Genomic DNA, 26,386 nt, shown 5'->3' with positions numbered 1-26,386 from the left:
GTGAGAGACAAACTGCGCATCGCCATGATCGGCCACGGGTTCATGGGAGCCGCGCACTCGGTCGGGTGGCGACAGGCACCTGCGGTGTTCGACCTCCCGGTCGATGTCGAGATGGCGGTCGTGGTGGGCCGCGATGCCGCCGGGGTCGCGCAGGCGGCGCAGAAGTGGGGATGGGCCGAGTCAGCGACCGACTGGCGCGAGGTCATCGCGCGTGACGACATCGACGTCATCGACGTCGTCACGCCGGGTGACCTGCACGCCGAGATCGCGATCGCCGCGCTGGAGGCGGGCAAGCACGTGCTGTGCGAGAAGCCCTTGGCCAACACGGTCGAGGAGGCGTCGCAGATGCTGGCGGCGGCCGATGCCGCCGCCGCACGCGGTCGCATTGCGATGGTGGGCTTCACCTATCGACGTGTGCCCGCTGTCACCCTCATGCGCGACCTGATCGCACAAGGGCGGATCGGGCGCGTGCAGCAGGTTCGGGCCGCCTATCGGCAGGACTGGCTCGTCGACCCCGATGCACCGCTGGCCTGGCGTCTGCAGCGCGAGCATGCCGGCTCGGGGGCGCTGGGTGACATCGGTGCGCACATCATCGACATGGCCCAGTTCGTCACGGGCGAGACGATCGAGGCGGTGTCGGGGACCGTGGAGACCATCGTGGCCGAGCGGCCGCTGCTGGCAGCGGGTGCGGGACTGTCCGGAGTCGCCGGCGACGGTCGGGGAGCAGTCACCGTCGACGACGTGGCGATCTTCACGGGCCGACTGGCCGGCGGTGCGCTCGCCTCGTTCGAGGCCACGCGATTCGCCACCGGTCGCAAGAACTCGCTCACGCTCGAGGTCTCGGGCGATCGCGGCGCGCTGGCCTTCGATCTCGAAGAGCTGAATGTCCTGCATCACTACGATCGCACCGCCCCGGCCGAGCTGCAGGGCTTCACGAAGGTTCTGGTCACCGAGCCGACGCATCCGTACATCGGCGCATGGTGGCCGGCGGGGCACATGCTGGGCTACGAGCACGGGTTCGTGCATCAGGTCGTCGATCTGGTCACGGCGATCCATGACGGGTCCCAGCCGCACCCCTCGTTCGCCGAAGGGCTGGGCGTGCAGCGTGTGCTGGCGGCGGTCGAGCAGAGTGCACGCGACAATTCCGGATGGGTGCGCACGGCGGCGTACATCCCGGCGTGAGAATCCGTCAGACATCGAGGAGGAGACATGACACGTCCGATCACACTGTTCACCGGCCAGTGGGCCGACCTGCCGTTCGAGGAGGTGGCACGGCTTGCCGGAGAGTGGGGATACGACGGGCTGGAGATCGCCTGCTGGGGTGACCACATCGACGTCGGGCGCTGGGACGACGCGGCCTATGTGCAGTCGCGCCGAGACATCCTCGAACGCAACGGGCTGAAGGTGTGGACGATCTCGAACCACTTGGCCGGTCAGGCGGTGTGCGACGACCCGATCGACGAGCGGCACCGCGACATCCTGAACGACCGCGTCTGGGGAGACGGCGATCCGGAGGGTGTGCGCCAGCGTGCGGCCGAAGAGCTCAAGATGACGGCACGGTTCGCCGCCGCCCTGGGCGTGAAGACGGTCACCGGCTTCACCGGGTCATCGATCTGGAAGGCCGTGGCGATGTTCCCGCCCGCGTCGGACGAATGGATCGCGGCGGGCTACCGCGACTTCGCGCAGCGGTGGCATCCGATCCTGGACGTGTTCGAAGAGGTGGGTGTGCGCTTCGCGCTGGAAGTGCATCCCTCCGAGATCGCATACGACTACTGGACGGCCAAGGCGACGCTCGAGGCCATCGGCCACCGCGAGAGCTTCGGGATCAACTTCGACCCGTCGCACTTCATGTGGCAGCAGCTCGACCCGATCGCGTTCGTCCTCGACTTCGCGCCGCACATCTTCCATGTGCACGTGAAGGAGTCGGTCACGAACCTCGACGGACGCAACGGAGTGCTCGGGTCGCACCTGCCGTGGGCCAACCCGCGCCGTGGCTGGACGTTCATCTCGACGGCGCATGGACAGGTGCCCTGGGAGCCGCTGTTCCGTGCGCTGAATGCGATCGGCTATGACGGCCCCACCTCGGTCGAGTGGGAAGACGCCGGAATGGATCGCCTTCAGGGTGCCCCCGAAGCGCTCGCGTACGTGCGCAAGCTCAACGCGATCACTCCGCCGGACGCCGCATTCGACGCCGCGTTCTCGACGACCTGACGACGGCGGCCACAGCGGCGGCGCCGGCGGTGCGACCATGGATCATGGCCGAAACCACCGCGCCCGCCGCCGACATCAGCATCCGCGAGCTGCGCACCGTCGATGCCGTGTTCGCGGCATCCCGTGTCCTCAGCGAGGTGTGGGGCGGGGACGGCAGCGGCATGCCGCCGAACCTGCTGCGCGCCCTCGCCCATTCGGGCAACTACACGGTCGGCGTCTATGACGGCGACCGCATGATCGGCGCCTCGGCGGCGTTCTTCGCCGAGCCCGGCGCCCGGTCGATGCACTCGCACATCACCGGCATCCTGCCCGTCTATCGTGGCCACGGCATCGGCCACACCCTCAAACGGCATCAGCGGGAGTGGGCGCTGTCACACGGCGTCGAGCGCATCACCTGGACGTTCGACCCACTCGTCGCCCGCAACGCGCACTTCAATCTGCGGGCGCTGGGTGCCCACGTGGTCGAGTATCTCGTCGACCACTACGGTGCGATGGACGACGGTGTCAACCGCGGCGACGCGTCCGACCGGCTGCTGGTCGAGTGGAACCTGACGCGCCCTTCGACTGCAGCGCCGGACGACGCGCGGGTCGTGGCATCCGTCGCCGTTCCCGCAGACATCGAAGCGGTGCGGGCGCAGTCGGCGCAGGATGCTGCAGCATGGCGCGTGCGGGTACGTGACGCGTTCCTAGCCCGTCTCGCCGGGGGCCTGGTCGTCGGCGGGTTCGACGACACGCGCGGGTACCTGTTCGTCGCTGCTCGCTGAGCCCGCCGACGGGGCCACGCGACGCTGCGGGTCGCCTCAGTCGGCGCGCCGCACGCGCAGGATGAGGGCGATCAGGGCCAAGGCGATGACCACGGCGCCGTATCCGAGGCAGACCGTGCCGATCGGCAGCGCACTCACGAGCATCCCCGCGATCACCGCCGGCACGCCGAAGGCGAGGTAGGCGACGAGGAAGATCATGGCGAGCGTGTCGGCGCGCTCGGTCGACGGGATCTTGGGTGAGAGCCAGGCGAGCACGCCCGAGAACGCGGTGCCGAAGCCCCTCCCGGTCACCACGACGGCGGCCAGGTAGAGCGGCAGCGACGTCACCGCGAGTGCCACGAGCGACAGCGCCGTGCCTGCGGCCAGTGCGCCGGTGCCGAAGATCAGCGTGGTCCGCGGCGTGCGGCGGCGGATGGTGAACGCTGCGACGGCACCGGCCCCGGCGAGCAGCGTGACAGGAAGGGCCTGCCAGATGTGCCCGCCGGCGCCGAGCTGGTCGCGCACGATGTTCGCGCCGAGCGAGAGGAAGAGCCCCCCGGTCGCCCAGCCGGCCACCACGGCCGGAACCGAGCGCCAGAAGTCGGCGCGGACCGCGCCGGGCACCACCAGTCGGAATCGCAGCGACCGCCACGCACCAGGACGTCGCGGAGCGGTTTCGGGGACGAGCGCGAACAGAGCCGCCAGCACGACGAAGGCCATGGTCATGGCGGCGAACACCTCAGCGAGGGGAGCCCCGGTGACATCCAGCGCGATGCCCGACAGGATCGCGCCGAGGGCCAGGCCGATCCCGGGTGCCAGGGCGTTCCACAGGGCGGCGAGGCCGGTGCGGCCTTCAGGGGCGAGATCGAGGGTGGCCGCCGACAGCGTCGAGATGAGCAGACCACTCGCCACGCCCTGCACGATGCGGGCCAGAATCAGCAGCGCAACCGAGTCGGCGTGCCAGAACACGAACATGCTCCCCGCCAGCAGCACGAGCCCGGCGATGGCGACGGGGCGCCGGCCGACATGGTCGGAGAGCGATCCGGCCGTGAGCAGCGTCAGCAGCACGGCCACGGCGTACGCCGCGAACACGGTGCCGATGACCCCGGTGTCGAATCCGATCCTGTGGGCCAGCACCGGGTAGAACGGCGACGGCGCGCTGGCGCCGGCCATCATCACCACCTGGGCGACGATGGCCAGCACGAAGCCGAAGGGCGTGCGGTGCTGAACGCGAGACGCGACACCGGCCATCGCGGTGCCGCGGGAGACGGTGGAAGAGGTCGTGGTCATGGTTGCTCCTTTTGTTCGAAAAAACTCGAACGGATGGAGCCTAGATGACATCTCACGATAGTGCAACTATTATCGAACCATGCCAGGCGTCGCGGAACTCACACACCCGGAGCGCTCCGAGTTGCAGCTCACGGATGTGCTCTTCGCGCTGAGCGACCCCGAGCGCCTTGCGATCGTCCGTCAGCTCGCCGGCGGTCCGCTGAACATGGCCGCGTGCCAGATGACCGATCCGAATCTGCCGAAATCGACCAGATCGCACCTGATGAAGGTGCTGCGCGAGGCGGGCGTCATCCGCAACGAACCGCAGGGACGCCAGCGGCTGCTCACTCTGCGCCGCGACGACCTCGACTCCCGCTTCCCGGGCCTTCTCGATTCAGTGCTGCGCGACTGATCTCCGCTCATTCCGGCCCACGGCGGCGACCGGCTAAGGTGAGCGGATGCTCCCTTCGGACTGGACACCGCACCGTCGAGACGACGGCGAACTCGTCGGGTGGATCCGACCCGATGGCGACAGCTGGGTCGCCGTCGATCTGCTCGGGCGCGAGGCATCCGCCCCCACCGAGTGGCTCGAGGCCGAAGCCGCCCTCGAGGCCCGCGGCATCGCCTGGCTCGCCGACATCTGGATGCTCGAGAGAGAGGATGCCGCACCCCTGCGCGTGCGGATGGTCGAGGTCACCCCCGACCGCATCGTCGTGCAGACCGACGACTACGGCGCGATCGATGCACCCGTCGAGCGCTTCGAGCTGTCGTGGCCGCTGCCGCCCGTCCTGCGACCGCGCCGTGCGGGCGATCCCGACGGGCGTGTGGTCGGCGCCCCGGCGTAGCCTGTCGACATGCCGATCGCCCGCGCCGCAGCATCCATCGCCCTCGACGGCTTCGAACTGCGCGTCGTGCACCTGCCGCTCGTCTCGCCGTTCACGACCTCGTTCGGCACCGAGACGGTGCGCGAGGCGATCATCGTGCGGGCTCTGACCGCCGACGGCGACGGGTGGGGCGAGATGGTGACCTCGTCCTCGCCGCTGTATTCGAGCGAGTACACGCAGGGCGCCTGGGATGTCGCGCAGCGCTTTCTGGTCCCCGCCTTGCTCGAGCCCGCCAGACTCGCGCCCGAGGAGGTGCCCGGCCTGCTCGAACCGATCGTCGGGCATCGCATGGCCAAGGCGGGGCTCGAGCTCGCGGTGATCGACGCCGCGCTGCGCTCGGAGGGTCGCCCGCTCGGCGAGTACCTCGGCGCGAGCGTCGATCGTGTGCCCTCCGGGGTGTCGGTGGGCATCCAACGCGACCCGGCCGAACTCGTGGAGCTCGTGCGCGGCTACCTCGACGCCGGGTATGTGCGCATCAAGATCAAGATCAAGCCCGGGCGTGATCTGGCCGAGACCGCCGCAGTGCGCGATGCTTTCGGCACGATTCCGCTGCAGGTCGATGCGAACTCGGCCTACACGCTGGACGACGCCGACCTGCTCGCCGAGCTCGACCGGTTCGACCTGCTGCTGATCGAGCAGCCTCTGCAAGAGGACGACATCGTCGACCACGCGACCCTGGCCGCACGCCTGCGCACCCCGGTGTGCCTGGACGAGTCGATCACCTCGGCCAAGGCCGCCGCCGACGCACTCACGCTGGGTGCGGCATCCGTCATCAACATCAAGGCGGGTCGGGTCGGAGGGTACCTCGAGGCCGTGCGCATCCACGATCTGTGCCGGGATGCCGGTGTGCCGGTCTGGTGCGGCGGCATGCTCGAGACGGGCATCGGCCGGGCCGCGAACGCCGCGCTGGCCGCTCTTCCCGGTTTCACGCTGCCCGGCGACGTGTCGGCATCGGACCGCTTCTACATGCGCGACATCGTCACCGAGCCGGCCGTGCTCGAAGACGGCCACATCGCTGTGCCCACCGGCCCCGGGCTGGGCGTCGAGATCGATCCGGACGCGCTGGACGCCGCCACCGTCGAGCGCGTCGAGCTGCGCCGCTGACACGACGTCGCGTTTCGGTCTCGCTGCACGAAGCGTGTCGACAGAACGGCGGTGCCACCCGGCGAGTCAGGGCGCGACGCCTTCGTACAGCAGAATCGACTCGGGTGGCAGTGGACGGTCGTGCACGCGGCGGTGCCGCACCTCGACGTCGGTGAATCCGGCCGCACGCAGCGCGGGCAGCGGATCACGGTCCTGGTGGCATCCGCCGCACCAGCGCTTGGTGAGCGGCGTCGCGACGCGCTGCAGCCCGCGCATCGTCGCGCTGTGCGGTGCAAGGACGTGCTCGACGAGCAGCACCTGTCCGCCGGGGACGAGCACGCGCCGGGCCTCGGCGACGGCAGCTGCGACGTCCTCGACGGTGCAGAGCACGTATGTCGCCACGACGGCGTCGATGGATGCCGCTTCCATCGGCAGCCTCTCGGCGACAGCGTCCAGGGGGTCGGCGTGGTGGCCCCACTCGCGAGCGCGGCGGGCGAGCTCTGCACGCCGCTCGGCGTCGGGCTCGAGACCCTGCCAGGCGATGTCGGGGTGGAACGCGCCGAAGTTCTCGCCGCGTCCGGCGCCCAGCTCGAGCACGCGCCCGCGCGCCCGGCCGATGAGTTCGCGCTCGAGGTCGTCCAGGGCGTCGTCGTCGATCATCGGAGGCTTCGCCATGCACTCAGTCTGCATGCTGCGGGCGCTGAACACGACGCCTCCGGAGTCTGAGCGTAGGGCTCCGTCAGCAGGAGATCCTGCGGCGTGCCGTCGATGGGCATCTTTCCCGAGGAATTCGGCATCCCGTCAGGCATGCCCTGAGCAGGGCCGATGACGGCCCTGGGGATAACCCCGTAGCGCGCCCGCACAGGCAACGCCTAGGCTGGCCGCATGACCACACCTCCGGTTCCCCCGCAGCAGCCGCCGGGACCCCCGCAAGGCTACGGCCAGCCGGCACAGCAGCCGCTGAATCCTGCCGATGAGAAGCTCTGGGCCACACTCATCCACATCGGCGGCATCTTCTTCGAGTTCCTGCCGGCGTTGATCGGCTACCTCGTCTTGAAGGATCGCGGGCCCTTCGTGCGCGCACACGCGAAGACCGCGCTCAACTTCCAGCTGACGATGCTCATCGCCGAGGTGATCGGATGGATCACCACGCTGGCCCTCATCGGCTTCGTGATCCTGGCCGCCGTCTACATCGTGCGGATCGTGTTCTCGATCATCGCGGCCGTGAAGTCGAACCAGGGGCAGTGGTACACGTATCCGCTGTCGATCCCGTTCCTGAAGTGACGTCGCAGGGCCGGGTGATCGCCCGCCGATAGAATCGAGGATGCCGCGGGTTGCGGCATCCTCTTCTGTTTCCCCTTCTGCGACCATTGGAGCCACCGTGGCCGAGCCCAGCCGCCTCGACAAAGTCATCGCCCTCGCCCGCCATCGCGGGTTCGTGTTCCAGGCCGGTGAGATCTACGGCGGTTCCCGCTCGGCATGGGATTACGGGCCCCTGGGCACCGAGCTGAAGGAGAACATCCGCCGACAGTGGTGGCAGACCTTCGTGCGCGGCCGCGGCGATATGGTGGGCCTGGACTCGTCGGTGGTCCTGCCCAAGCGGGTGTGGGAGGCCTCGGGCCACCTCGCCACCTTCACCGACCCGCTCGTGGAGTGCCTGCACTGCCACAAGCGCTTCCGTGCCGACACGCTCATCGAAGACTTCGAGGCGCGCAAGGGCCGCAAGGCCGAGAACGGCCTGGCCGACATCCCGTGCCCGAACTGCGGCACGAAGGGGCGCTACACCGAGCCGCGTGAGTTCTCGGGTCTCATGAAGACCTACCTCGGCGTCGTCGAAGACGAGTCGGGCCTGAACTACCTGCGGCCCGAGACCGCGCAGGGCATCTTCATCAACTTCGCCAACGTCGTGCAGGCCTCGCGCAAGAAGCCGCCGTTCGGGGTCGGCCAGGTCGGCAAGGCGTTCCGCAACGAGATCACGCCCGGCAACTTCATCTTCCGCACGCGCGAGTTCGAGCAGATGGAGATCGAGTACTTCGTGCCGCCGGCAGATGCGCAGCAGTGGTTCGAGCACTGGGTGGAGGAGTGCTGGGACTGGTTCGTCGACCTGGGCCTGTCGGCCGAGAACATGCAGCGGCTGGATGTGCCGAAGGAGGACCGCGCGCACTACTCCGACGGCACCATCGACCTCGAGTACCGGTTCGGCTTCGCCGGCAAGGAGTGGGGCGAGCTCATGGGCATCGCCAACCGCACCGACTTCGACCTGTCCAATCACCAGGATGCCTCGGGCCAGTCGCTCTCGTACTTCGACCAGGCGTCGGGCCAGAAGTACATCCCGTACGTGATCGAGCCGTCGTTCGGACTCACCCGCGCCATGATGGCGTTCCTCGTGGACGCGTACCGCGAAGAAGAGGCCCCGAACGCGAAGGGCGGCACCGACACCCGCACGGTGCTCGGCCTTGACCCGCGGCTGGCTCCCGTGAAGGTCGCGGTGCTGCCGCTCTCGCGCAACGAGAAGCTCTCGCCGTTGGCCCGTGAGCTCGCCGACACGCTGCGCGCCCGCGGCTGGAACACCGACTTCGATGACGCCGGGGCCATCGGCCGCCGCTACCGCCGGCAGGACGAGATCGGCACGCCGCTGTGCGTCACGATCGACTTCGACTCGCTCGATGACAACGCCGTCACGGTGCGCGACCGCGACACCATGGCGCAGGAGCGCGTGCCGGTCGCCGACGTCGAGCAGTACCTGGCCGAGCGGCTCACGGGCGCGTAGGCGGGTCGCCTCCGTCCGAGCTCGCACGCGCGGACCTTCAGCAGTCACCTTCTGCGGGTGTCGCCGTGAAGGAGCCGCATCAGTTGACTGTTGAATCCCGGCGGCGCCGTTCGGCAGGCACTTCTGACCAGCGTCCGTGCACCGGACCCGTATGTGTTGACTGCTGAGGCTGTCGGGTGGTATCGCCCGACACCGCCGGGCCGCGGCATCCCGGCGCTAGGCTTCAGGCATGAACCCCCGCGCCGACAGCGTCGACGGCGTGCTGCGTCGCAGCGCCGCCCGCAATCCTGACCGCACCGCTCTGACCTTCGAAGATCGAACGTGGACTTACCGCGCGCTCGACGACGCCGTCTCGCGCGCGGCCGGCTGGCTGCTGGCCACAGGGGCAGCGAAGGGCGACCGGATCGCGGCGTATGGCACGAACTCCGACGCCTATGTCATCGCGTTCCTCGCCTGCGCGCGCGCCGGGCTCGTGCACGTGCCGATCAACTACGCGCTGCGCGGCGACGAGCTCTCGTACCTGCTGACCACGTCGGGCGCACGCGTGGTGCTCGTCGATCCCGCGCTGGCCGAGGCATCCGCCCCCGTCTGCGCCGCCCTCGCCATCGACCAGGTGGTCCCGCTGCGCTGTGGCCCCGGCTCGCTGCTGGATGCCGCGTCCACCGGCGCGGTGCCCTCGTTCGCCGACGAGGCCGAAGCCACCGACCTGGTGCAGCTGCTGTTCACGTCGGGGACGACGTCGAAGCCGAAGGCGGCGATGATGAGCCACGGCGCCCTGGTCGCCGAATACGTCTCGTGCCTCATCGCGCTCGACTTCACGCCCGACGACCGACCGCTGGTGTGCATGCCGCTGTATCACTCGGCGGCGATGCACGTGTTCATGCTGCCGTACCTGTCCATCGGTGCCACGATCTCGCTGCTGGGGGCGCCGGTGGTGCCCGAGATCCTCGAGCGGGTCGAGTCCGAACGCATCGGGTCGCTGTTCCTCGCGCCGACGGTGTGGGTCCCGCTGGCAAACCACCCCGACCTCGACACGCGTGATCTGTCGTCGCTGACCAAGGCGCAGTACGGCGCCTCGATCATGCCGGTGACGGTGCTGCAGCGGCTGCGCGAGCGCTACCCCGACCTGGGGTTCTACAACTGCTTCGGTCAGTCCGAGGTGGCCCCGCTTGCCACTGTGCTGCGCCCCGAAGAACACGAGGAACGCCCCGCGTCGTGCGGACGCCCCGTGTTCTTCGTCGAGGCGCGCATCGTGGACGCCGAGGGCGACGAGGTGCCGGTCGGCGAGGCGGGCGAAGTGCTCTACCGGTCGCCGCAGCTGTGCGACGGGTACTGGAACGACCCGGATGCCACGGCCGAGGCGTTCCGCGGCGGATGGTTCCATTCCGGCGACATGGTCACCCGCGACGCCGAGGGGTTCATCACGGTGGTCGACCGCATCAAGGACGTCATCAACACCGGTGGCATCATGGTCGCCTCGCGCGAGGTCGAAGACGCGCTGTACACGCACGCCGCCGTCGCCGAGGTCGCCGTGGTCGGGATGCCCGATGACCGGTGGATCGAGGCGATCACGGCGTTCGTCGTGCTGCGCGAGGGGCAGGATGCCACGGCCGACGACCTGATCGCACACGTGAAGCGCATGATCGCCCCGTTCAAGGTGCCCAAGCGCGTCGCATTCGTCGACGAGCTGCCGCGCAACCAGAGCGGCAAACTGCTCAAGCGCGAGCTGCGCGCCCGCGGCTGACCCGCGCGCTCGGCCGAGGGCTCTCGGCCGAGACGAGGGTGCTCAGCCGAGGCGAGGGCGCTCGGCCGAGACGAGGGCGCTCGGGCGAGACGAGGGTGCTCAGCCGAGACGAGGGTGCTCAGCCGAGGCGAGGGCGCTCGGCCGAGACGAGGGCGCTCGGGCGCTGAGAGTCCTCGCGCCGGCGGGCAGTCCTCCGTTCGACACCGGCCGTGGCGGGCGCGGGTCGAGCGACGAGCGCTCAGCGCACGATCGCGGTGACGGTCGCCAGTCGCGCGAGCACCTCGTGGCTGATCGACCCCAGCAGCAGCCGGGCGAACGCGCCGCGGCCGTGGCTGCCGACGACGGCGAGACGGGCCTCCTGCGCCAGTTCGGTGATGATCGTTGACGGGTAACCGCACTCGACCCGCTCGACGATCTCGAGGTCGGGGTACAGCTCGCGCACCGGTGCCAGCGCGCTGCGCAGGATCTCGGCGGTGACGCCCTGCATATCGTCGAGGTAGGGCTCGGGGTATCCGCTCAGCGGCCCCGGGATCGGCATCGGGGTCCACACGCTCACCGCCGTCAGCGCTTCACCGGTGCGCGCGGCCTCGGCGGCGGCGAACGCGAGGGCGGCGGCCGAGACCTCGGAACCGTCGGTGCCCACGAGCACGCCATGGCCTTCCACGTCCAGGTCGGGGACGACCACGACGGGGCACTGCGCGGCCGCGGTGATCCGGATGCCGTGCGACCCGCGCGTGGATCCGGGTCCCGTCGCGTCGCTGCCGATCACGAGCACCGAGGCCGACGGGGATGCCTCCACCAGCACGGTGACCGGATTGCCGCGGTCGACGCGGGTCGAGACATCCGCCCCCGCCTGTCGTGCCCGCTGGGCATGACCGTCCAGCAGCTGCTGTGCGGCGTCTTCGGCCGTGCGCACGACGTCGTCTTCGCCGACGGCGCCCACCGCTCCGCCGACGACGGCGATCAGTTCGAGGTGCTGTCCGAGGGTAGCGGCACGCGCTGCCGCCCAGTCCACCGCGCGCGTTGCCACAGCGGCGGACGTGACTCCGACGAGGATCGTGTCGCTCATGATGATCTCCCTGTGCTCACTGGGGCCGGCTAGGTCCTGTGCTCACAGGCTAGGCCACGCGCTCGCTTCGGGCGACCCCTTGCGGCCGGGTCACATCAGCTCTTCTTCGCCTTTGCCGCCGCTTTCAGCTCGCGCTTGAATTCGCGCACAGCGGCGAGGGTCTCGGGGCTCGTGATGTCGGCGACGCTGCGCAGCGATCCGTCATCGCCGTACGGGCCGGATGCCGCGCGCCAGCCCGCTCCGGTGAACCCGTACTGCTTGCCCAGCAGAGCCAGGAAGATCTTCGCCTTCTGCTCGCCGAACCCGGGCAGAGTGCGCAGCCGCGTGTACACCTCGGCGCCGGTGGGCTCATCGCGCGTCCAGATCGCGGCGGCATCGCCGTCCCAGTCCTCCACGACCTGCCGGCACAGCACCTGCACACGAGAAGCCATCGACCCCGGGTACCGGTGCACGGCGGGAGTCTGGCGGAATGCCTCGGCGAAGGCGTCGGGGTCGTAGTCGGCGAGGGTCGCGGCATCCATCGACCCCACGCGCTGCCGGATCTTCAGCGGGCCGGTGAACGCCGTCTCCATGGCGACCTGCTGGTCCAGCAGCATCCCCACCAGCAGTGCCAGCGGGTTGTTCGTGAGCAGGTCGTCGGCGGCGGTGTCTCCGGTGATGTGAAGGGCCATGTGAACCAGTCTGTCAGTCGGCATGCGAGGTCGGGATAGGTAATCCGGCCGATGTGACGGTCTATCGGGAGTTGCAGGCGGGTGACGCTGATCGGGTGCTCGACGCCTTCTCGTAGGATGCCGAGGAGACGAGCCGCCAGGGCGACGTCCACGATCTCACCACGGCCAGCGCATACGTGGCTCGGATGCTGGACAACCCCGATATGCGCACGGCCGTGTCGGAGGTTGATGTTCAGCGCCATCGGTGCACTCTCCCAGGTGCGCCACGGGTATGCGAGGGTGTGGGTGAAAGGATGGACCGGTGAGCACAGACGACCCGTCCGTCCCCGACGCGGACGCGATCGCCCTTGACGCGCTGGCAGCCCAGGCCGCACGCCGGCATGTCGCCGTGATCGGCGGCGGCGTGGCGGGCCTGGTCGCCGCCTGGGAGTGCGCGAAGGTCGGCCTGGATGTGACGGTGCTCGAGGCATCCGACCGGCTCGGCGGCACGGTCTGCACGGTCGAGTTGGACGGACTGCGGGTGGATGCCGCGGCCGACGGGTTCGGCGCGCGTGCGCTGGATCGCCTGATCGCGCAGCTGGGCATTGCCGACGATGTCGTGGAGCCTGCCACCACGCAGCGATGGGTGTACACGACCGCTGCGGCACCGCTGCCGCAGGACACCGTGCTGGGCATTCCGGAGAACATGTTCTCGGACGAGGCCCGCCACCTGCTGGGCGCGGGCGGCATGTGGCGCGCGTACCTCGACCGGCTGCGCCCGCCGCTGACGATAGGTCATGAGCGTCGCCTGGACGTGCTGGTCAGCCGGCGCATGGGGCAGAAGGTGCTCGATCGCCTGGTCGCGCCGCTGACGGCGGGGGTGTACGGCACGACACCCGACCAGATCGATGTGGATGTCGCCGCGCCCGGCCTGAACGCCGCCCTCACCCGTGCCGGCTCGCTGTCGGGTGCTGTCGCCATCCTGGCCGCCGAGCGCGGCGATGGGCCCGCCGTGCGATCGTTCGTCGGCGGGATGGGCAGGCTCGTCGACGCGCTGGCAGAGCACCTGACGGCTCGCGGTGCGCGTGTGCGGGTGGATGCCGCAGCCACCGCGCTCGAAGCTCCCGAAGGCGGCCGCACCCGGTGGATCGTGCACACCGCGACCGAGTCGGTCGCATCCGCCGAGGCCGCCGCACCCGGCGACGAGGGACGGCAGCCGGAGGAGTTCGACGCCGTCATCGTCGCGACCGACGAGCGCGCGGCGCGGATGCTGCTCGAGCCGGTCGTCGACCGGCTCGCGACCGCCGAGGCCGGCACTGCGGTCGACGGGGGCGCGACCGCCGAGGCCGGCACGGCCATCGAGACGGTCACCCTGGTCGTGGACGCGCCGGCTCTGGACCAGGCCCCGCGCGGTGCCGAGATCGTCGTCGCTCCCGGCGCGAGAGCGGCCGCGAGCGCCCAGCACCTGACCGCGAAATGGGCCTGGCTTTCCGAACAGGCCGCTCGCGAGGCACCGCACCGACACGTTCTGCGCGTCACGTTCGGCTCGGGATCGACGCCGCCCGCCACAGCCGCACTCGACGACGCCTCGGCGATCGAGCTCGGGCGGGCCGAGGCATCCGCTCTCTTCGGCGTCGAGCTGGACGCCGCCTCCGTGCGCGCGGCGACGCGTCAGCGCTTCGTGCTCGCGCCCAACCCCGCCGTGCGCGGACGCGCGGCCGAGGCCGCACGGGTGCGCAACGCCGTCGAGGCGCTGCCGCGGCTGGCCGTGACAGGGGCGTGGGTCAGCGGAAGCGGGCTGGCCCGGGTGGTGCCCGACGCCTCGGCTGCGGCCGACCGGCTGCGTCGACGAGCGCTTTTCGGCGATCGTGCGCCGGGGTGAGAGGGTGGATGCCTGAAACGGCATACAGCGTTACCCTGGGGTGAGGCAACGAGGTGAGGAGACGCGATGAGGGGCAAAGTCGGACTCGCGATCGGGCTGGCCGTCGGCTACGTCCTCGGAACGCGAGCGGGGCGCGAACGGTACGAGCAGATCAAGGAGCAGGCCGAGAAGCTCTGGAACCTTGAGCCCGTGCAGGATCAGGTCGACAAGGTGAAGGATCTCGGCAAGTCGGCTGCGATGGCGGTGCCCAGCATGCTGTGGGACGGGGCTGTCAAGGTCGCCAAGGCCGCATCCTCGCGCGGAACGGCCGGCGAACGACTGGATGCCGCCGTCGATGCGGGGCGTGAGTCCGCCGATGATGTCGCGGCGGCGGCGAAGGTCATCGCCGACGACGCGAGGCGTGCCGCCCGCAACCGCGACAGGGACTGAGATGCCCACGTCACGGAGGTATCGCGACAGGTCAGCGGACGGCTTTCTGACCCTCATCGGCGATCTGCCCGAACTCGTGCGCAATCTCGTCGTCGCCGAGATCGACGCGGCCAAGACCTGGGTGCGTCGGACGGCGAAGGATGCCGGGATCGGCGCGGGCTGGATGGCGGTGGCACTGTTCTTCCTGTTCTGGTCGGTGCCGGTGCTGCTCGGATTCTTCGTCGCGGGTCTCTCGTCGTGGTGGCCTGTGTGGCTGTCTGCGCTGGTCGTGTTCGGCATCGGCCTGCTGCTGGCGGTGGTGTTCGCGCTGCTCGGCCTGCTGCGGTTCCGCCGGCTCACCCAACGCCAGAATCCCGGCCAGGCCGTCGCCAAGGACGTGAAGATCGTGAAGGACGTGACCGATGAGTTCTGACTCCGTCATCCCCCGCACCGCGGTGCCCATCGACATCCAGGACCCCGTCCAGAAGGCGCGCGCGGAGCTGAAGGCGGCGCTTTCTGCGATCGAAGAGAAGGCGAATGTGCCCAAGCGCGTCGCACGGGCCACCGGCGAACGCGTGGCTGCGGCGCGAGAGCTCACGAGGAAGAGCCCGGCGCTGGCTGCGGTCGGAGTGGTGGGGGTTGCCACCGTGGTGGGAGTCGCCGTGTGGGGGCTGGTCAAGCTCTACACGCGGTGACCTGCGATGCGTAGCACAGCCGAGCGGGGTATGCTCGGCTGTTAGGCAGTGGCAATGGTGCGAGTGCTGCCGACGGCGCGAACCCGAGACGCGCATTGTGCGCGCCGGGGCCTAAGTCGCCCGTCGGCTGCTCGAGATGGGCGGCCGGCGTCGAATCTGATGAGCCGACCCCACCCCGAACAGCACATGATGAACCCAGTCACATCGCATCCCGCGGCCGATACGGCCAAGCCATTGGACGGATGGCGCGTCCTCGTGCCTCGAGGCGGCCCGTGGGGTGATTCCGTCGCCGCGACACTGCGCACCCAGGGGGCGGTGCCGGTGGTGGCGCCGCTGATCAACTTCGCCTCACCCGACGACCTCAAGCCGCTCGAGCGGGCTCTGGGTGAGCTCGCCGACGGCGCCTATGACTGGGTCACGCTCACCAGCGCGACCACTGTCGACGTGCTGTTCGCGTATCGGGCGAAGATCCCCGCCGGCACGAAGGTCGCCGCTGTCGGAGAGACGACCGCCGCCGCGCTGCAGTCGGTCGGCTACGACGTCGACCTCGTGCCCGCGAAGGACAACTCCGCCGCCGGCATGGCCGAGGAGCTGATCGCCCTCGAGGCCAAGCCCCGCCACATTCTGACCCTGCGCAGTGAGATCGCCAAGCCGGTGCTGACCAAGCGTCTGATCGCCGCCGGCCACGACGTGCACTCGGTGGTCGCATATCGCACCGTCGGCGTGCCCGTCACCGAGCGCATCGCCCGAGACGTCGCGAACGGTCGGATCAACGCGATCCTCGTGACCAGTGGATCGGTCGCCGAGCAGGTGCGCACGCAGTTCCGCGACATCCCGGACGAGACCCTGATCGCGGCGATCGGGCCTCGCACGGCGAAGGATGCCCGCAAGGCCGGGCTGAACGTGGACGTGGTCGCCGAGCGGCAGACCGTGGACGCCCTGATCGACGCGGTGTCGCAGTTCTCCCTGCCGCACGCGACCGACGAGTTCCACTTCTGAGGCGCGCGTGACCCGCGTCGTGATCCTTGCCGGTGGTGTGGGCGGCGCGAAGTTCACGCTCGGCGTGCGCGCAGCCCTCGCACGCGGCGGTGATCCTGAGGCAACGGTCGTCGTGAACACCGGCGACGACCTGTGGCTGTCGGGCGTGCGACTGCAGCCCGACATCGACTCGGTGCTCTACGCGCTGGCCGGGCAGAACGACACGCAGCGCGGGTGGGGCCGCGCCGGTGACACCGAGCGCGTGAACGCCGAACTGCAGGCGTGGGGTGCGGGCTGGCCGTGGTTCACGCTGGGCGACCTCGACCTCGGCACGCACCTGGCGCGCACCGGCTGGCTGCGCGAGGGACTGTCGGTGACTGAGGTGGTCGCACGACTGTCGCGGCGCTGGCCGATCGGGGTGCGGATGCTGCCGATGACCGACAGCGAAGTCGACACGCACGTGCTGCTGGCACGCGGCGATCGTATGCATTTTCAGGAATGGTGGACGCGTCATCGCGCCGCGCTCGCGCCGGTCGCATTCGAGAACCCCGGGGTGCAGGATGCCGTGCCCGCACCGGGAGTGCTCGAGGCCATCGCCGAGGCCGACGTGGTGCTGCTGGCTCCGTCGAATCCCGTCGTCTCGATCGGCCCGATCCTGGCGGTGCCCGGCGTGCGCGATGCGCTGCGCCGCGCCCCCCGCGTCGTCGGTGTCGCCGGGATCATCGGCGGCACGGTGGTGCGGGGCATGGCCGACGTGTGCCTGAGCGCGATCGGGGTCGACACCCGATCGGATGCTGTGGCCGCACATTACGGTGCACGCACGGCGGGCGGGCTGCTGGATGCCTGGGTCATGGCCGAGGAGGACGCGGCGCTCGCGCCGGCGGTGCAGGCCTGCGGCATCCACCCCGTCGTCGCGCCGCTGTGGATGACCGACGCCGCCACGACCGAGGCTGTCGCCCAGGCGGCATTGCAGGCCTGAGGCCTCGAACGGGTCATCGCAGCGCGCTGGTGCGGGGGCCGAGCCCGAGGGCGGACGCCGCGGCCAGCTGCTCGACCGTGTCGACATCGCGCTGCAGGCCGGGTGCGGCATCCAGCGGCACGCAGCCCAGTGCGCGGTGGCGTGCGTACGAGTCGGGACCGAACGCCGAGGCCCAGGGGACACCCTCGCGCGCAGTGACCAGGGTCGAGCCGGTGCCTTCGGCATCGGCGACGACGGCGCGCTCGAGCCCCTGGGCGGACCGCAGCGCTGCGGTGAGATCCGCGGGCCGCAGCGCGGGCAGATCCCCGAGCATCGCCGCGTGATGACCGGGGGCTGCAGCATCCATCCCCCGCGCGATGGCGGCGTTCAGCCCGGCCGGCGCGCTCTCGTCGACCACGCGCGCCCCGAGCTGCCGGGCGGCGGATGCGATGCCGGGGTCGGCGGTGACCACCACGACCGCGCATGCGTGCCGGGCGGCATCGATCGTGTCCAGGGCGATCGCGCGCGCCAGCGCCGCACGGTCGCCGGGGGCACCGGCCAGCCGGGACTTGCCGTGCGCGGCGGGCTTGACCGGGATGACGACCGTCCACCCCGTGCAGAACTCATCCATTCCGGCGATCAGCGGGCCTCCTGGGTGAGGTCAACGCGCGTTGTGCGCGCACAGTGGTCGAGTTATGAACACGTCTGCCCGTTCACTGCCCGTACTGCCCGAATTTCGCGCGCAGTCGCGGCAGGATCTCTTCGCCGTACATGCGCAGGAACTGCTCCTGGTCGACGCCGGGATCGTGGAAGACCAGGTGGCGGAAGCCCAGCTGAATGTACTGCCCGATCCGCTCGACGTGCTCGTCGGGGTCGGTCGAGACGATGAACCGTGACGCGACACGCTCGATGGGCAGCTCGGCCGCGCGCCGCTGCATCTCGATGGGGTCGTGCACATCGCGCTTCTCTTCCGGCGACAGGGCCAGGGGCGCCCAGAATCGGGTCTTCTGCAACGCCGTCTCGCGGTCGGGGTGGTACGAGACCTTGACCTCCATGAGCGTGTCGACGGCTGCCGCATCCCGCCCCGCCTTCGCAAGGCCCTCGTGCAGCGCGGGCAGCAGCGTGTCGGTGTACAGCGCCGGGTCCTTGCCGCTGGTGGTGATGTAGCCGTCGGCGATGCGGCCGGCCAGACGCGTGGCCGCCGGCCCTGACGCGCCGATGTAGATCGGCACCTCGTGTTCGGGCCGGTCATAGATCGTGGCGTCCTTCACCTGCCAGAAGTTGCCGTCGTAGGTCACGCGCTCGCCGCGCCACAGCTCGCGGATCAGCGCGATCGACTCCTTGAGCCGCTGGAAGCGCTCGGGCGAGTCGGGCCAGTCCAGCCCCAGCGTCACTTCGTTCAGCGCTTCGCCCGTGCCCACTCCCAGGATCACCCGGTCGGGGTAGAGCACCCCGAGCGTCGCGAACGCCTGCGCGATCACCGCCGGATGGTAGCGGAACGTGGGGGTCAGCACCGACGTTCCGATCAGCACGCGCTCGGTGCGGGCGCCCAGAGCCCCGAGCCAGGGCAGGGTGGCCGGGGCGTGGCCGCCCTCGTGCATCCACGGCTGGAAGTGGTCCGACAGGAACACCGAGTCGAAGCCGACCTGTTCTGCCAGTACCCCGAACCGCAGCAGGTCGGCCGGTCCGAACTGCTCGCTCGAGGCCTTGTATCCGAACCGCAGCGTCATCGTGCACCTCTTTCGATCGTGACGGGCAGGAACTCGCCGCCGTCGGTGTCCAGTCGCGCCCGGAACGCGTCGACGGTCCCGGGCCACAGCAGTGTCAGTCGCCCTGAGCGCTCGTCGACGTACCAGTTGTCGCATCCGCCGCTGATCCACGGCGTGGATGCCGCTGCCCGGTCGATCTCGGCGGTGTAGGCCGCCTCGGCGGCGGGATCCACGCGCAGCACCCCGCGCCGGGCCCCGAGCGCGCGGGCGGCGTACGCGGCCTGCGCCTCCATCATCAGCACCGACGAGTTGTGGCCGAGTGACGCGTTGGGCCCGTCGAGGACGAACAGATTCGGAAAGCCGGCCACCACGGTCGAGGCGAACGCGGTCATACCGCCGGACCAGTGCTCGGCGAGGGTCTCGCTCTCACCCCGGACCAGGTCGGCATAGGGCTGCTGCGTGGACTGGAACCCGGTCGCCAGCACGATCGCATCCACGTCGTACCGGGCCCCCGACCCGCCGGTCAGCGTCGTGCCGTGCACGGCGGTAAGCTCCGACGGCTCCAGCCTCACCGCGCCCGAGGCCAGGGCGGGATAGAACGTGTCCGACAGCAGCACACGCTTGCACCCGAACGCGTAGTCGGGGGTCAGCTGCCGGCGCAACACCGGATCGGGCACCTGGGCGCGCAGATGCGCGAGAGCGATCTGCCGCGCGGCCGCGGCGGCATCGGCGTCTCCCGAGCGTGAGGCGAACCGCGCCTCGCCCTCACTGTAGAGCCGATCGCGCAGACGCCGCAGCCGAGCCGGGTCGGCGGCGAACGCGGCACGCTCGGCAGGAGAATACGGCCGGTCATCGCGCGGCACGATCCACGCCGGCGTGCGCTGGAACAGCGTCACCTGGGCGGTCTTGGCCAACTCGGGCACCAACTGCACGGCAGAAGCCCCCGTGCCGATCACCGCGACGCGAGCGCCGTCGAGGTCGGCGGCACTGTCCCAGCGCGCCGAATGGAACAACGGGCCCGAGAAAGACGAAAGACCCGGAATGTCAGGAATGCGAGGCTCGGTGAGCCGACCGCACGCGAGCACGAGGGCGCGGGCCTCGAGCTGCCGACCGGTCGTCCCCGACGACGGTGAGCCGCCCGTGAGGACGAGCCAGCGGTCGGCTGCGGCATCCCATTCGGCCCCCAGCATCGGAGTGCTCAACCACGGCTCGATGCCCTCGGCTGCGGACACGCGTTCGAGGTAGGCCCGGATCTCGGCACCGCGACCGAACACGTTCGACCAGTCGGGGTTGGGATGGCCGTCGAAGGCGTACAGGTGGCTCGGAATGTCGCATGCCACACCCGGGTAGGTGTTGTCACGCCACGTGCCGCCGAGGGAGGAGGCGCGCTCGATCATGACCACGTCGGTGATCCCCGCCCGGCGCAGCGCCATGGTGGCGGCAAGGCCGGCGAAGCCTGCGCCGACCACGACCACGTCATGCACGGACGGCCACCTCACGGTAGTCGGTCGTGCGGATGCGGAACGGCCGGAACAAGTGCGCGGCCAGCCGCGCGGCATCGGCCACCGGCAGTTCGCGGCCGTGCTCGATGCCAGCCTGCGGAAGCACTCGGCCGTCGAGCAGGGTGCCGCCGAGGTCGTCGGCGCCCGACTGCAGCAGCACCGCCGCCGTGTCACGCCCCACCCGGGGCCACGGCACCTGGATGTGCCGGATGCTGCCGTTCAGCAGCAGCCGTGAGACGGCCACCATCGCGCGGTGCTCATCCCGCGCCGAGCGACCCGCCACCAGAGGCACGCCGCCGGCGGGTTCGGGCAGCGGGATCGGCACGAACTCGGTGAACCCGCCGGTCTGGTCCTGAATCGCCCGCAGCCTGCGCAGGTGTGCGATGCGCTCGGCCGCCGTCTCGACGTGGCCGTAGAACAGCACGCTCGTCGAGCGGAGCCCGGCCCGATGGGCGGCGGTGATCCCCTCGATCCAGCGGTCGATCTCGAGGTCGCCGGGGGCGACCAGTGTCCGCACCCGCTCGCTGAGCACCTTCACGCCGGTGCCGGGCACGGTGTCCACGCCCGCGTCGCGCAGACGCGCGAGAGCCTGGTCGAGCGAGAGCACGGTGCGGTCGGCGAAGTCCCAGACGTCCTGGGGACGGTACGCGTGCAGGTGGATGCCGGGGGCCGCCCGCTTCACGGCGCGTACGACGTCCAGGTAGGCGGAGGGGTCAGCGGACTGTGGGATCCGGCCCTGGATGCACAGCTCGGTGGCGCCGAGGTCCCACGCGTCGGCGGCGATCGCGCCGACCTCGTCGAGCGTGAACGCGGCCGGGTCGGCGCGGTGCTCTGCGCCGTCGTTGCTGCGGAGGTCGGTGCTGCGGGCGTCGGTGCTGCGGGCGTTGGTGCTGCGGGCGTCGGCGCTGCGGAGCCCGGTCGTGGTGAGATTGCGGTTCACGACGATGCTGACGGCCTCGCCGACCGTGTACCTCCGCACGTCGTCGGCGGACTGTGTCACCGCGTCGAGGTCGGTGCCGACCGCGCGCAGCAGCCGCTCCCAGTCGGAGTCGTCGAGCGCGGCCGGATCGGCCGCCGCGTCTTCGGCGAGCCGGGCCGGCGTGCCCGGGCGGCCCGGACTCGACGACCCCGCGTGCCCATAACTCCGTCGAACTGATCCGTTCTGCCGCGAAACGCCCGCTTCCTGGGCCGAAGTGTGCGGATTGGCTGAGTTGTGGACGCCGGTCGTCTGGTGACCGATCCGCGGGAGGTCGGCAGCCGGGGCACCCGGAGCCGAGGCCGCCGCAGGCCGCGCATCCCGCGCGAGACCGGTCTCGGGGTCGGCCAGCGCTGCGACCGCGGAGTGCAGGGCCGGATCGATCCAGGTGTCGGCATCCCGAACGAAATGCGGGTGCGCGGTGAGGCGCTCCTGCAGCGCGAAACCTGCCGCGGCGGTGTGTGCGGCCAGTTCGTCGATCTGCGGCCACGGCCGCTCGGGGTTGACATGGTCGGCCGTCAGCGGCGAGACCCCGCCCCAGTCGTCGATGCCGGCGCGCACGAGCAGCTCGAGCTCGGCGGCATCCGACAGGTTCGGCGGCACCTGGATGCGCATGTCAGGGCCCATCACGAGCCGCGCGACGGCGATCGCCGCGAGGTATTCGCGCGGGTCGGCGTCCGCTGCATCGCGCATGGCCGTGCCGGGCTTCGCGCGGAAGTTCTGCACGATCACCTCTTGCACGTGCCCGTACCGCTCATGCAGATCGCGGATCGCGATGAGCGACTCGGCGCGGTCGCGCAGTGTCTCGCCGATGCCGATGAGCACACCGGTGGTGAACGGCACGCGGGCGGCCCCGGCATCCTCGATCACCTGCAGCCGAACCGCCGGATCCTTGTCGGGCGATCCGTAGTGCACCTGGCCGGGCTCTTCGAACAGGCGCCGCGACGTCGTCTCGAGCATCATGCCCATCGACGGGGCGACCGGGCGCAGCAGGTCGAGCTCGGGGCGGCTCATGGCCCCCGGGTTCGCGTGGGCGAGCAGCCCGGTCTCGGCGGTGATCAGCCGTGCCATGTCGGCGACGTACTCGAACGTCGAGGCATAGCCGTGCTCGTCCAGCCAGGTGCGGGCGGCCGGCCAGCGCAGCTCCGGACGCTCGCCCAGCGTCAGCAGCGCCTCTTTGCAGTTGAGGGACTGCGCGTGCCGGGCGACCGTGAGCACCTGCTCGGCCGACATGAACATCGGCTTGTGCAGTTTGGCCAGCTGGCCCGGTGTGTCGACGAACACGCAGTAGTGGCAGCGGTTGCGGCACAGCGTCGTCAACGGCAGGAATGCCTTGCGCGAGTAGGTGATGACGCCGGGCCGGCCGGCACGGGCGAGGCCGGTGTCACGAACGGATGCCGCGACCTGCAGCATGCGATCGCGGTGCGCGTCCTCGGCCTGCGCGAAGGCCTGCAGCAGGGCTTCGGCTTGGGCCGCGTTCAGCCGTTCGCCCTCGGCCGCTGCGGCCAAGGCATCGGCTGCGGTCGTGTGCACGTCGGAATCGATGAGCGTCACCGTCCCAGTCTCGCATCCGCCCGGCGGGCGGGCCGCCGCGCGTCGAAATCATGTGATCTCGACACCGACACATGCATTTGACGTCAAATCGATGTGTCGCCGATGAAGTCATATGATCTCGACGGCAGGGGACGGCAGGGGACGGCAGGGGGAGGCGGCGATCGTTGCGCCACTGTGAGCAAAATCGGCGGGATGCCGCGCCCCGGCGCTGGCACACTGGAGACATGGTGACGCTGCTTTTGGACTCGACCGCGCTCGAGGTCGTGCTGTCGTTCACCGAGCGCACCCTCGCCTTCCGCCGACACAAGCTGCAGATCGATCGGTCGTGCATCGTCAAGGTGCAGCTCACCGACGACGCGTGGACCTGGTTGCGCGGGGTTCCCGACCCGGGCACCTACATCCCGTCCGCGGTGGCGATGGGCACCTGGAAGTCGGCCGGCGGCCGTGACTTCGCGATCATCCGCCGTCGCAGGCCGAGCGTGGTGATCGATCTCGAGGGGCACGAGGAGTTCCAGCGCGTCATCCTGACCACGCGCCACGGGATCGCCCTCGTCAAGGCGCTGCGCATGGATGCCGGCGAAGAGCTCGAAGACGTCGCCGACATCGTCGCCGAGCGGCCCGGCCGCAAAGCGCGTGCGGCCAAGCCACGCCCGGCGACTGCCTGAGCGGCGCGCTCACTCCACGTCGCGACGCCAGCTGGTGAGATATCCGAGCACCAGCAGCACGATCGCGTACGCCAGCAGAACGACCCCGCCGCCCCACCATTCCAGATGGGCCGAGCCCGTTCCGCTGGCGCTCATCGCGGTGTAGACGCTGCTGCCCACGAGTGCATCACTCGCGGCTCCCGGCAGGAACTGCATGACCTTGTCGAGGTTCTCGACGAATGCCGCCGCCACCCGTCCGATCGGTTCGACGAACTGGGTGAAGGCGAGCACGACGACCACGGCGGCGACCTGGTTGCGTACCAGGGCGCCCACACCGATGCCGATCAGCACCCACAGGGCGAACGCGATCACGATGCGGCCGAACATGGCCCAGGTCTCCGGGGCGCCCAACTCGGCATCCTGTCCGAACCCTGCCAGGAATCCGGCCGCGGGTCCCACCGTGGCGATCAGGGCCACGATCGCGTACAGCACGCCGATGCCGATGCCCACCAGTGACTTCGCACTGAGCACCACACCGCGGCGCGGAGTTGCGAGGAACGTCGGAGTCAGCGTCTTGTGACGGAACTCGGCCGTCACCATCAGGGTGCCGATCAGCAGCGGGAAGACGTAGCCGATGGTGGACGCCAGGCTGTACAGGACCGAGGCGAGGCCCGTCGTGGGCACATGGCCGCCCCCTTCCTGCCCTGGCAGCGCACCGGCCGCGGTGGCAGCGAACACGAATCCGAGACCGGCCGCGGTCATGCCGATGTACACGAGAAGGATCAGTCCGAGCACCCACCACATCGCGGTGGTGAACAGCTTCGTCGTCTCGGCCCGGGTGGCGGCGCTCAGGCTCATCGCGACTCCCCTCCATCGTGGTCGGACGCATCGTGGGTGGATGCCTCGTCCGCGGCGTCTTCTGCTGCGGCGGCTTCTGCGGGGGTGTCGTCGGTGGATGCGGCGGTGGACGCATCGCTTTCGCCGGTGCTCCCGTCGTCGAACGCGTGGAAGAACGCGTCGGCGGCGATGTCGGAGTCCGTCTTCTGCTCGTGCGGAACGTCGTCGTTGAGGTGGTCCGGTTCACCGGCGATGTCGTCGATGTCGTCGTCGCCGATCGTCGGGGTCGTGGCATCGTCGGGCGCCGCCGTGCTCGAGAACATCTCGGGCTTGATCGCCGGCGCTGCCGGTGCCCACCAGTCGGTCGGCGGGTTCCACTCTCGTGGGCCGGTGGGCGGCTGGGGCTGCATCGAGGGAGCGACGGTCTCCTCTGCCGGTGCCGGTGTGTCTTCGCCTGCCGGCTCGGCCTCGGCCTCGGTTGCCGGCTCCGGCTCCGGCTTCGCCTCTGGCGCCGGGATGATGTCGATCACGCCGGTCGACGCGACGGCGAATCCGCCGCCCGGAGGCCGGGTCTCGGCGGGCGTCTGCGCCCGAGCGGCCGCGCGATCGGGCTCGGCCTCAGCCTCATCCGGCTGCGGCCGGTCTCTGACGGCGACGACACCGGTGGCGGCGGTGGCGACCAGTGCGGGCGGGTCCTGAGCGGGCGCTTCCTCGTCGGCACCGGCGCTGTCCGCGTGGTCGCCCGCGGCATCCGGCTCCGGCGCCGCTTCGGCCACCGCAGGGCCGGCGCCGGCCTGTGCTCCCGAGTCCGGCGCGGGCGCGCCGGCCGGTGCTCCCGAGTCCGGCGCGGGCGCTCCGGCCTGTGCGGAGGGGTGCACGCGCATGCCGCTGACCAGTTCGAAGAAGACCTGTTCGAGCGCCGGACCCCGACGCTGCAGCATCGACAGTGCCACGCCCGCGTCCGCGGCCGTGCGCCCTACCGCCGTCGGATCCACCCCGCGAATCGTCAGGCCGGACCGCAGCACCTCGTACGGCACCTGCGCATCATGCAGCGCGGTTTCGAGAGCGGCGCGGTCGGGGGAGTCGACGAGCGTCGCATACTCCGATGCGTCCGCGAGGTCTTCGAGCGCTCCCGCGTACACGATGCGTCCTTGCGAGATGATCAGCAGCTGGTCGACCGTCTGCTGCACCTCGGCCAGCAGGTGAGACGACATGAAGATCGTGCGTCCCTGGTGGGCGAGCTCGCGCAGCAGGCCGCGCATCCACGTGATGCCCTCGGGGTCCAGGCCGTTGACCGGCTCGTCGAGCACGAGCACTCCCGGATCGCCCAGAAGCGCGCCGGCAAGACCGAGCCGCTGGCGCATGCCGAGCGAGAATCCTCCGACCTTGCGGCCCCCCACGTCGGCCAGGCCGACCAGACCGAGTGCATCGTCGACGCGTGTCGCGGGCAGTCCGGCTGCGTGCGCGTAGACGGCGAGGTGGGCGGCGGCGGTGCGGCCGGGGTGGAAGCTGGATGCCTCGAGCACGGCGCCGACGGTCTGCAGCGGCTGCGTGAGCTTGCTGTAGGGCACGCCGCCGATCGTCGCGGTGCCGCTGGTGGGGCGCACGAGGCCCAGCAGCATGCGCAACGTCGTCGTCTTGCCGGCGCCGTTCGGTCCGAGAAAGCCTGTGACGGTGCCGGGCTCGACCCGTGCGGTGAATCCGTCGACGGCGAGAACCGAGCCGAATTGCTTCGAGAGCCCCGCGAACTCGAGCACCTGACCTTCTGGCATGCCGAACCTCTCTCCATCGCGGGCGCTGTGTTCCCATCTTGGCCGAAA

The 26,386-nt window shown here is 70.3% G+C and carries 26 protein-coding genes; 16 read left to right on the top strand and 10 right to left on the bottom strand.

The window, feature by feature from the left end:
- The first annotated feature begins 24 nt into the window (after positions 1–24).
- Genes QU603_RS14200 through QU603_RS14190 form a run of 3 tightly spaced genes read left to right on the top strand, consistent with a single transcriptional unit; the run spans position 25 to position 2,975 of the window.
- Positions 25–1,182: a Gfo/Idh/MocA family protein gene (locus QU603_RS14200; RefSeq protein ID WP_308494034.1), complete on the top strand. Its 1,158-nt coding sequence runs from the start codon at positions 25–27 to the stop codon at positions 1,180–1,182.
- Positions 1,183–1,209: 27 nt separating this feature from the next.
- Complete coding sequence (locus tag QU603_RS14195; RefSeq protein WP_308492026.1) at positions 1,210–2,211, top strand: sugar phosphate isomerase/epimerase family protein; 1,002 nt, start codon at positions 1,210–1,212, stop codon at positions 2,209–2,211.
- Positions 2,212–2,255: 44 nt separating this feature from the next.
- The gene (locus QU603_RS14190; protein WP_308492024.1) at positions 2,256–2,975 is read left to right on the top strand and encodes a GNAT family N-acetyltransferase; all 720 of its coding nucleotides are present in this window, start codon (positions 2,256–2,258) and stop codon (positions 2,973–2,975) included.
- Between the two features lie 36 nt (positions 2,976–3,011).
- Here the strand turns inward: QU603_RS14190 and QU603_RS14185 are convergent, their stop codons facing one another.
- Complete coding sequence (locus tag QU603_RS14185; protein ID WP_308492023.1) at positions 3,012–4,244, bottom strand: MFS transporter; 1,233 nt, start codon at positions 4,242–4,244, stop codon at positions 3,012–3,014.
- 79 nt (positions 4,245–4,323) lie between these two features.
- Between QU603_RS14185 and QU603_RS14180 the strand changes: the two genes are divergently transcribed.
- From QU603_RS14180 to menC, 3 genes are read left to right on the top strand one after another with little or no spacing between them, the layout of a single operon-like run.
- Complete coding sequence (locus QU603_RS14180) at positions 4,324–4,635, top strand: ArsR/SmtB family transcription factor (protein WP_308492022.1); 312 nt, start codon at positions 4,324–4,326, stop codon at positions 4,633–4,635.
- A gap of 46 nt (positions 4,636–4,681) precedes the next feature.
- A complete protein-coding gene (locus QU603_RS14175; RefSeq protein WP_308492021.1) occupies positions 4,682–5,068 on the top strand; it encodes a hypothetical protein in 387 nt (128 codons plus the stop codon).
- Positions 5,069–5,077: 9 nt separating this feature from the next.
- Positions 5,078–6,211, top strand: a complete 1,134-nt coding sequence (menC, locus tag QU603_RS14170) for an o-succinylbenzoate synthase (RefSeq protein WP_308492020.1) — start codon at positions 5,078–5,080, stop codon at positions 6,209–6,211.
- A gap of 66 nt (positions 6,212–6,277) precedes the next feature.
- Here the strand turns inward: menC and QU603_RS14165 are convergent, their stop codons facing one another.
- Positions 6,278–6,865: a class I SAM-dependent methyltransferase gene (locus tag QU603_RS14165; RefSeq protein WP_308492019.1), complete on the bottom strand. Its 588-nt coding sequence runs from the start codon at positions 6,863–6,865 to the stop codon at positions 6,278–6,280.
- Between the two features lie 210 nt (positions 6,866–7,075).
- Here QU603_RS14165 and QU603_RS14160 point away from each other — a divergent pair, with 210 nt between their 5' ends.
- The 3 genes from QU603_RS14160 to QU603_RS14150 all read left to right on the top strand — a co-directional run bounded on the left by QU603_RS14160 (position 7,076) and on the right by QU603_RS14150 (position 10,704).
- A complete protein-coding gene (locus tag QU603_RS14160; protein ID WP_308492018.1) occupies positions 7,076–7,474 on the top strand; it encodes a DUF4870 domain-containing protein in 399 nt (132 codons plus the stop codon).
- A gap of 97 nt (positions 7,475–7,571) precedes the next feature.
- Complete coding sequence (locus tag QU603_RS14155; RefSeq protein WP_308492017.1) at positions 7,572–8,960, top strand: glycine--tRNA ligase; 1,389 nt, start codon at positions 7,572–7,574, stop codon at positions 8,958–8,960.
- A 229-nt stretch (positions 8,961–9,189) separates the two neighbouring features.
- Entirely contained in the window at positions 9,190–10,704 is a 1,515-nt protein-coding gene (locus tag QU603_RS14150; RefSeq protein WP_308492016.1) for a fatty acyl-CoA synthetase, read from the top strand.
- A gap of 238 nt (positions 10,705–10,942) precedes the next feature.
- Here the strand turns inward: QU603_RS14150 and QU603_RS14145 are convergent, their stop codons facing one another.
- Both QU603_RS14145 and QU603_RS14140 read right to left on the bottom strand, forming a co-directional pair.
- Positions 10,943–11,773: a universal stress protein gene (locus tag QU603_RS14145; RefSeq protein WP_308492015.1), complete on the bottom strand. Its 831-nt coding sequence runs from the start codon at positions 11,771–11,773 to the stop codon at positions 10,943–10,945.
- 95 nt (positions 11,774–11,868) lie between these two features.
- Positions 11,869–12,444 carry an HhH-GPD-type base excision DNA repair protein gene (locus QU603_RS14140; RefSeq protein WP_308492014.1) on the bottom strand — a complete coding sequence of 192 codons (576 nt, stop codon included), beginning with the start codon at positions 12,442–12,444 and terminating at the stop codon, positions 11,869–11,871.
- 301 nt (positions 12,445–12,745) lie between these two features.
- Here QU603_RS14140 and QU603_RS14135 point away from each other — a divergent pair, with 301 nt between their 5' ends.
- The 6 genes from QU603_RS14135 (at position 12,746) to cofD (ending at position 17,365) form a co-directional block, all read left to right on the top strand.
- Positions 12,746–14,305 carry a protoporphyrinogen/coproporphyrinogen oxidase gene (locus tag QU603_RS14135; RefSeq protein ID WP_308492013.1) on the top strand — a complete coding sequence of 520 codons (1,560 nt, stop codon included), beginning with the start codon at positions 12,746–12,748 and terminating at the stop codon, positions 14,303–14,305.
- A 66-nt stretch (positions 14,306–14,371) separates the two neighbouring features.
- Positions 14,372–14,734 (top strand): YtxH domain-containing protein, encoded by a 363-nt coding sequence (locus tag QU603_RS14130; protein ID WP_308492012.1) that lies wholly within the window; start codon positions 14,372–14,374, stop codon positions 14,732–14,734.
- 1 nt (position 14,735) lies between these two features.
- Positions 14,736–15,146 carry a phage holin family protein gene (locus QU603_RS14125; protein ID WP_308492011.1) on the top strand — a complete coding sequence of 137 codons (411 nt, stop codon included), beginning with the start codon at positions 14,736–14,738 and terminating at the stop codon, positions 15,144–15,146.
- Positions 15,136–15,408, top strand: coding sequence for a hypothetical protein (locus QU603_RS14120; RefSeq protein ID WP_308492010.1), 273 nt, complete (start codon positions 15,136–15,138; stop codon positions 15,406–15,408). Before QU603_RS14125 ends, QU603_RS14120 begins: the two co-directional genes overlap by 11 nt.
- 189 nt (positions 15,409–15,597) lie before the next feature.
- On the top strand, positions 15,598–16,407 hold the full coding sequence (locus QU603_RS14115) for a uroporphyrinogen-III synthase (RefSeq protein WP_308492009.1): 810 nt from the start codon (positions 15,598–15,600) through the stop codon (positions 16,405–16,407).
- Between the two features lie 7 nt (positions 16,408–16,414).
- Positions 16,415–17,365: a 2-phospho-L-lactate transferase gene (cofD, locus tag QU603_RS14110; protein ID WP_308492008.1), complete on the top strand. Its 951-nt coding sequence runs from the start codon at positions 16,415–16,417 to the stop codon at positions 17,363–17,365.
- Between the two features lie 13 nt (positions 17,366–17,378).
- Here cofD and cofC read toward each other — a convergent pair whose 3' ends face one another.
- From cofC to cofG, 4 genes are all read right to left on the bottom strand, one after another.
- Positions 17,379–17,975, bottom strand: coding sequence for a 2-phospho-L-lactate guanylyltransferase (cofC, locus tag QU603_RS14105; protein WP_308492007.1), 597 nt, complete (start codon positions 17,973–17,975; stop codon positions 17,379–17,381).
- A gap of 82 nt (positions 17,976–18,057) precedes the next feature.
- A complete protein-coding gene (gene fgd, locus QU603_RS14100; RefSeq protein WP_308492006.1) occupies positions 18,058–19,074 on the bottom strand; it encodes a glucose-6-phosphate dehydrogenase (coenzyme-F420) in 1,017 nt (338 codons plus the stop codon).
- Positions 19,071–20,537 (bottom strand): flavin-containing monooxygenase, encoded by a 1,467-nt coding sequence (locus QU603_RS14095; protein WP_308492005.1) that lies wholly within the window; start codon positions 20,535–20,537, stop codon positions 19,071–19,073. The genes fgd and QU603_RS14095 overlap by 4 nt, the downstream gene beginning before the upstream one ends.
- Positions 20,530–23,085, bottom strand: a complete 2,556-nt coding sequence (gene cofG / locus QU603_RS14090) for a 7,8-didemethyl-8-hydroxy-5-deazariboflavin synthase CofG (RefSeq protein ID WP_308492004.1) — start codon at positions 23,083–23,085, stop codon at positions 20,530–20,532. Before cofG ends, QU603_RS14095 begins: the two co-directional genes overlap by 8 nt.
- Positions 23,086–23,309: 224 nt before the next feature.
- On the opposite strand from cofG, the gene QU603_RS14085 reads away from it, so the two are divergent.
- The gene (locus tag QU603_RS14085) at positions 23,310–23,750 is read left to right on the top strand and encodes a hypothetical protein (RefSeq protein ID WP_308492003.1); all 441 of its coding nucleotides are present in this window, start codon (positions 23,310–23,312) and stop codon (positions 23,748–23,750) included.
- A gap of 9 nt (positions 23,751–23,759) precedes the next feature.
- Here QU603_RS14085 and QU603_RS14080 read toward each other — a convergent pair whose 3' ends face one another.
- Both QU603_RS14080 and QU603_RS14075 read right to left on the bottom strand, forming a co-directional pair.
- On the bottom strand, positions 23,760–24,587 hold the full coding sequence (locus QU603_RS14080; RefSeq protein WP_308492002.1) for an ABC transporter permease subunit: 828 nt from the start codon (positions 24,585–24,587) through the stop codon (positions 23,760–23,762).
- Positions 24,584–26,338 carry an ABC transporter ATP-binding protein gene (locus tag QU603_RS14075; RefSeq protein WP_308492001.1) on the bottom strand — a complete coding sequence of 585 codons (1,755 nt, stop codon included), beginning with the start codon at positions 26,336–26,338 and terminating at the stop codon, positions 24,584–24,586. Before QU603_RS14075 ends, QU603_RS14080 begins: the two co-directional genes overlap by 4 nt.
- Positions 26,339–26,386 lie beyond the last annotated feature (48 nt).

This window comes from Microbacterium terrisoli (genome assembly GCF_030866805.1).
Taxonomy (GTDB): domain Bacteria; phylum Actinomycetota; class Actinomycetes; order Actinomycetales; family Microbacteriaceae; genus Microbacterium; species Microbacterium terrisoli.
The sequence above is the reverse complement of the archived record's forward strand: the minus strand, read 5'-3'. Positions and strand labels throughout refer to the sequence as shown.

Coding starts and splice junctions, on each gene's coding strand:
- QU603_RS14200 (WP_308494034.1), top strand. CDS start 25: ATGATCGGCCACGGGTTCATGGGAGCCGCGCACTCGGTCGGGTGGCGA.
- QU603_RS14195 (WP_308492026.1), top strand. CDS start 1,210: ATGACACGTCCGATCACACTGTTCACCGGCCAGTGGGCCGACCTGCCG.
- QU603_RS14190 (WP_308492024.1), top strand. CDS start 2,256: ATGGCCGAAACCACCGCGCCCGCCGCCGACATCAGCATCCGCGAGCTG.
- QU603_RS14185 (WP_308492023.1), bottom strand. CDS start 4,244: ATGACCACGACCTCTTCCACCGTCTCCCGCGGCACCGCGATGGCCGGT.
- QU603_RS14180 (WP_308492022.1), top strand. CDS start 4,324: ATGCCAGGCGTCGCGGAACTCACACACCCGGAGCGCTCCGAGTTGCAG.
- QU603_RS14175 (WP_308492021.1), top strand. CDS start 4,682: ATGCTCCCTTCGGACTGGACACCGCACCGTCGAGACGACGGCGAACTC.
- menC (WP_308492020.1), top strand. CDS start 5,078: ATGCCGATCGCCCGCGCCGCAGCATCCATCGCCCTCGACGGCTTCGAA.
- QU603_RS14165 (WP_308492019.1), bottom strand. CDS start 6,865: ATGGCGAAGCCTCCGATGATCGACGACGACGCCCTGGACGACCTCGAG.
- QU603_RS14160 (WP_308492018.1), top strand. CDS start 7,076: ATGACCACACCTCCGGTTCCCCCGCAGCAGCCGCCGGGACCCCCGCAA.
- QU603_RS14150 (WP_308492016.1), top strand. CDS start 9,190: ATGAACCCCCGCGCCGACAGCGTCGACGGCGTGCTGCGTCGCAGCGCC.
- QU603_RS14145 (WP_308492015.1), bottom strand. CDS start 11,773: ATGAGCGACACGATCCTCGTCGGAGTCACGTCCGCCGCTGTGGCAACG.
- QU603_RS14140 (WP_308492014.1), bottom strand. CDS start 12,444: ATGGCCCTTCACATCACCGGAGACACCGCCGCCGACGACCTGCTCACG.
- QU603_RS14130 (WP_308492012.1), top strand. CDS start 14,372: ATGAGGGGCAAAGTCGGACTCGCGATCGGGCTGGCCGTCGGCTACGTC.
- QU603_RS14125 (WP_308492011.1), top strand. CDS start 14,736: ATGCCCACGTCACGGAGGTATCGCGACAGGTCAGCGGACGGCTTTCTG.
- QU603_RS14120 (WP_308492010.1), top strand. CDS start 15,136: ATGAGTTCTGACTCCGTCATCCCCCGCACCGCGGTGCCCATCGACATC.
- QU603_RS14115 (WP_308492009.1), top strand. CDS start 15,598: ATGAACCCAGTCACATCGCATCCCGCGGCCGATACGGCCAAGCCATTG.
- cofC (WP_308492007.1), bottom strand. CDS start 17,975: ATGGATGAGTTCTGCACGGGGTGGACGGTCGTCATCCCGGTCAAGCCC.
- fgd (WP_308492006.1), bottom strand. CDS start 19,074: ATGACGCTGCGGTTCGGATACAAGGCCTCGAGCGAGCAGTTCGGACCG.
- QU603_RS14085 (WP_308492003.1), top strand. CDS start 23,310: ATGGTGACGCTGCTTTTGGACTCGACCGCGCTCGAGGTCGTGCTGTCG.
- QU603_RS14080 (WP_308492002.1), bottom strand. CDS start 24,587: ATGAGCCTGAGCGCCGCCACCCGGGCCGAGACGACGAAGCTGTTCACC.
- QU603_RS14075 (WP_308492001.1), bottom strand. CDS start 26,338: ATGCCAGAAGGTCAGGTGCTCGAGTTCGCGGGGCTCTCGAAGCAATTC.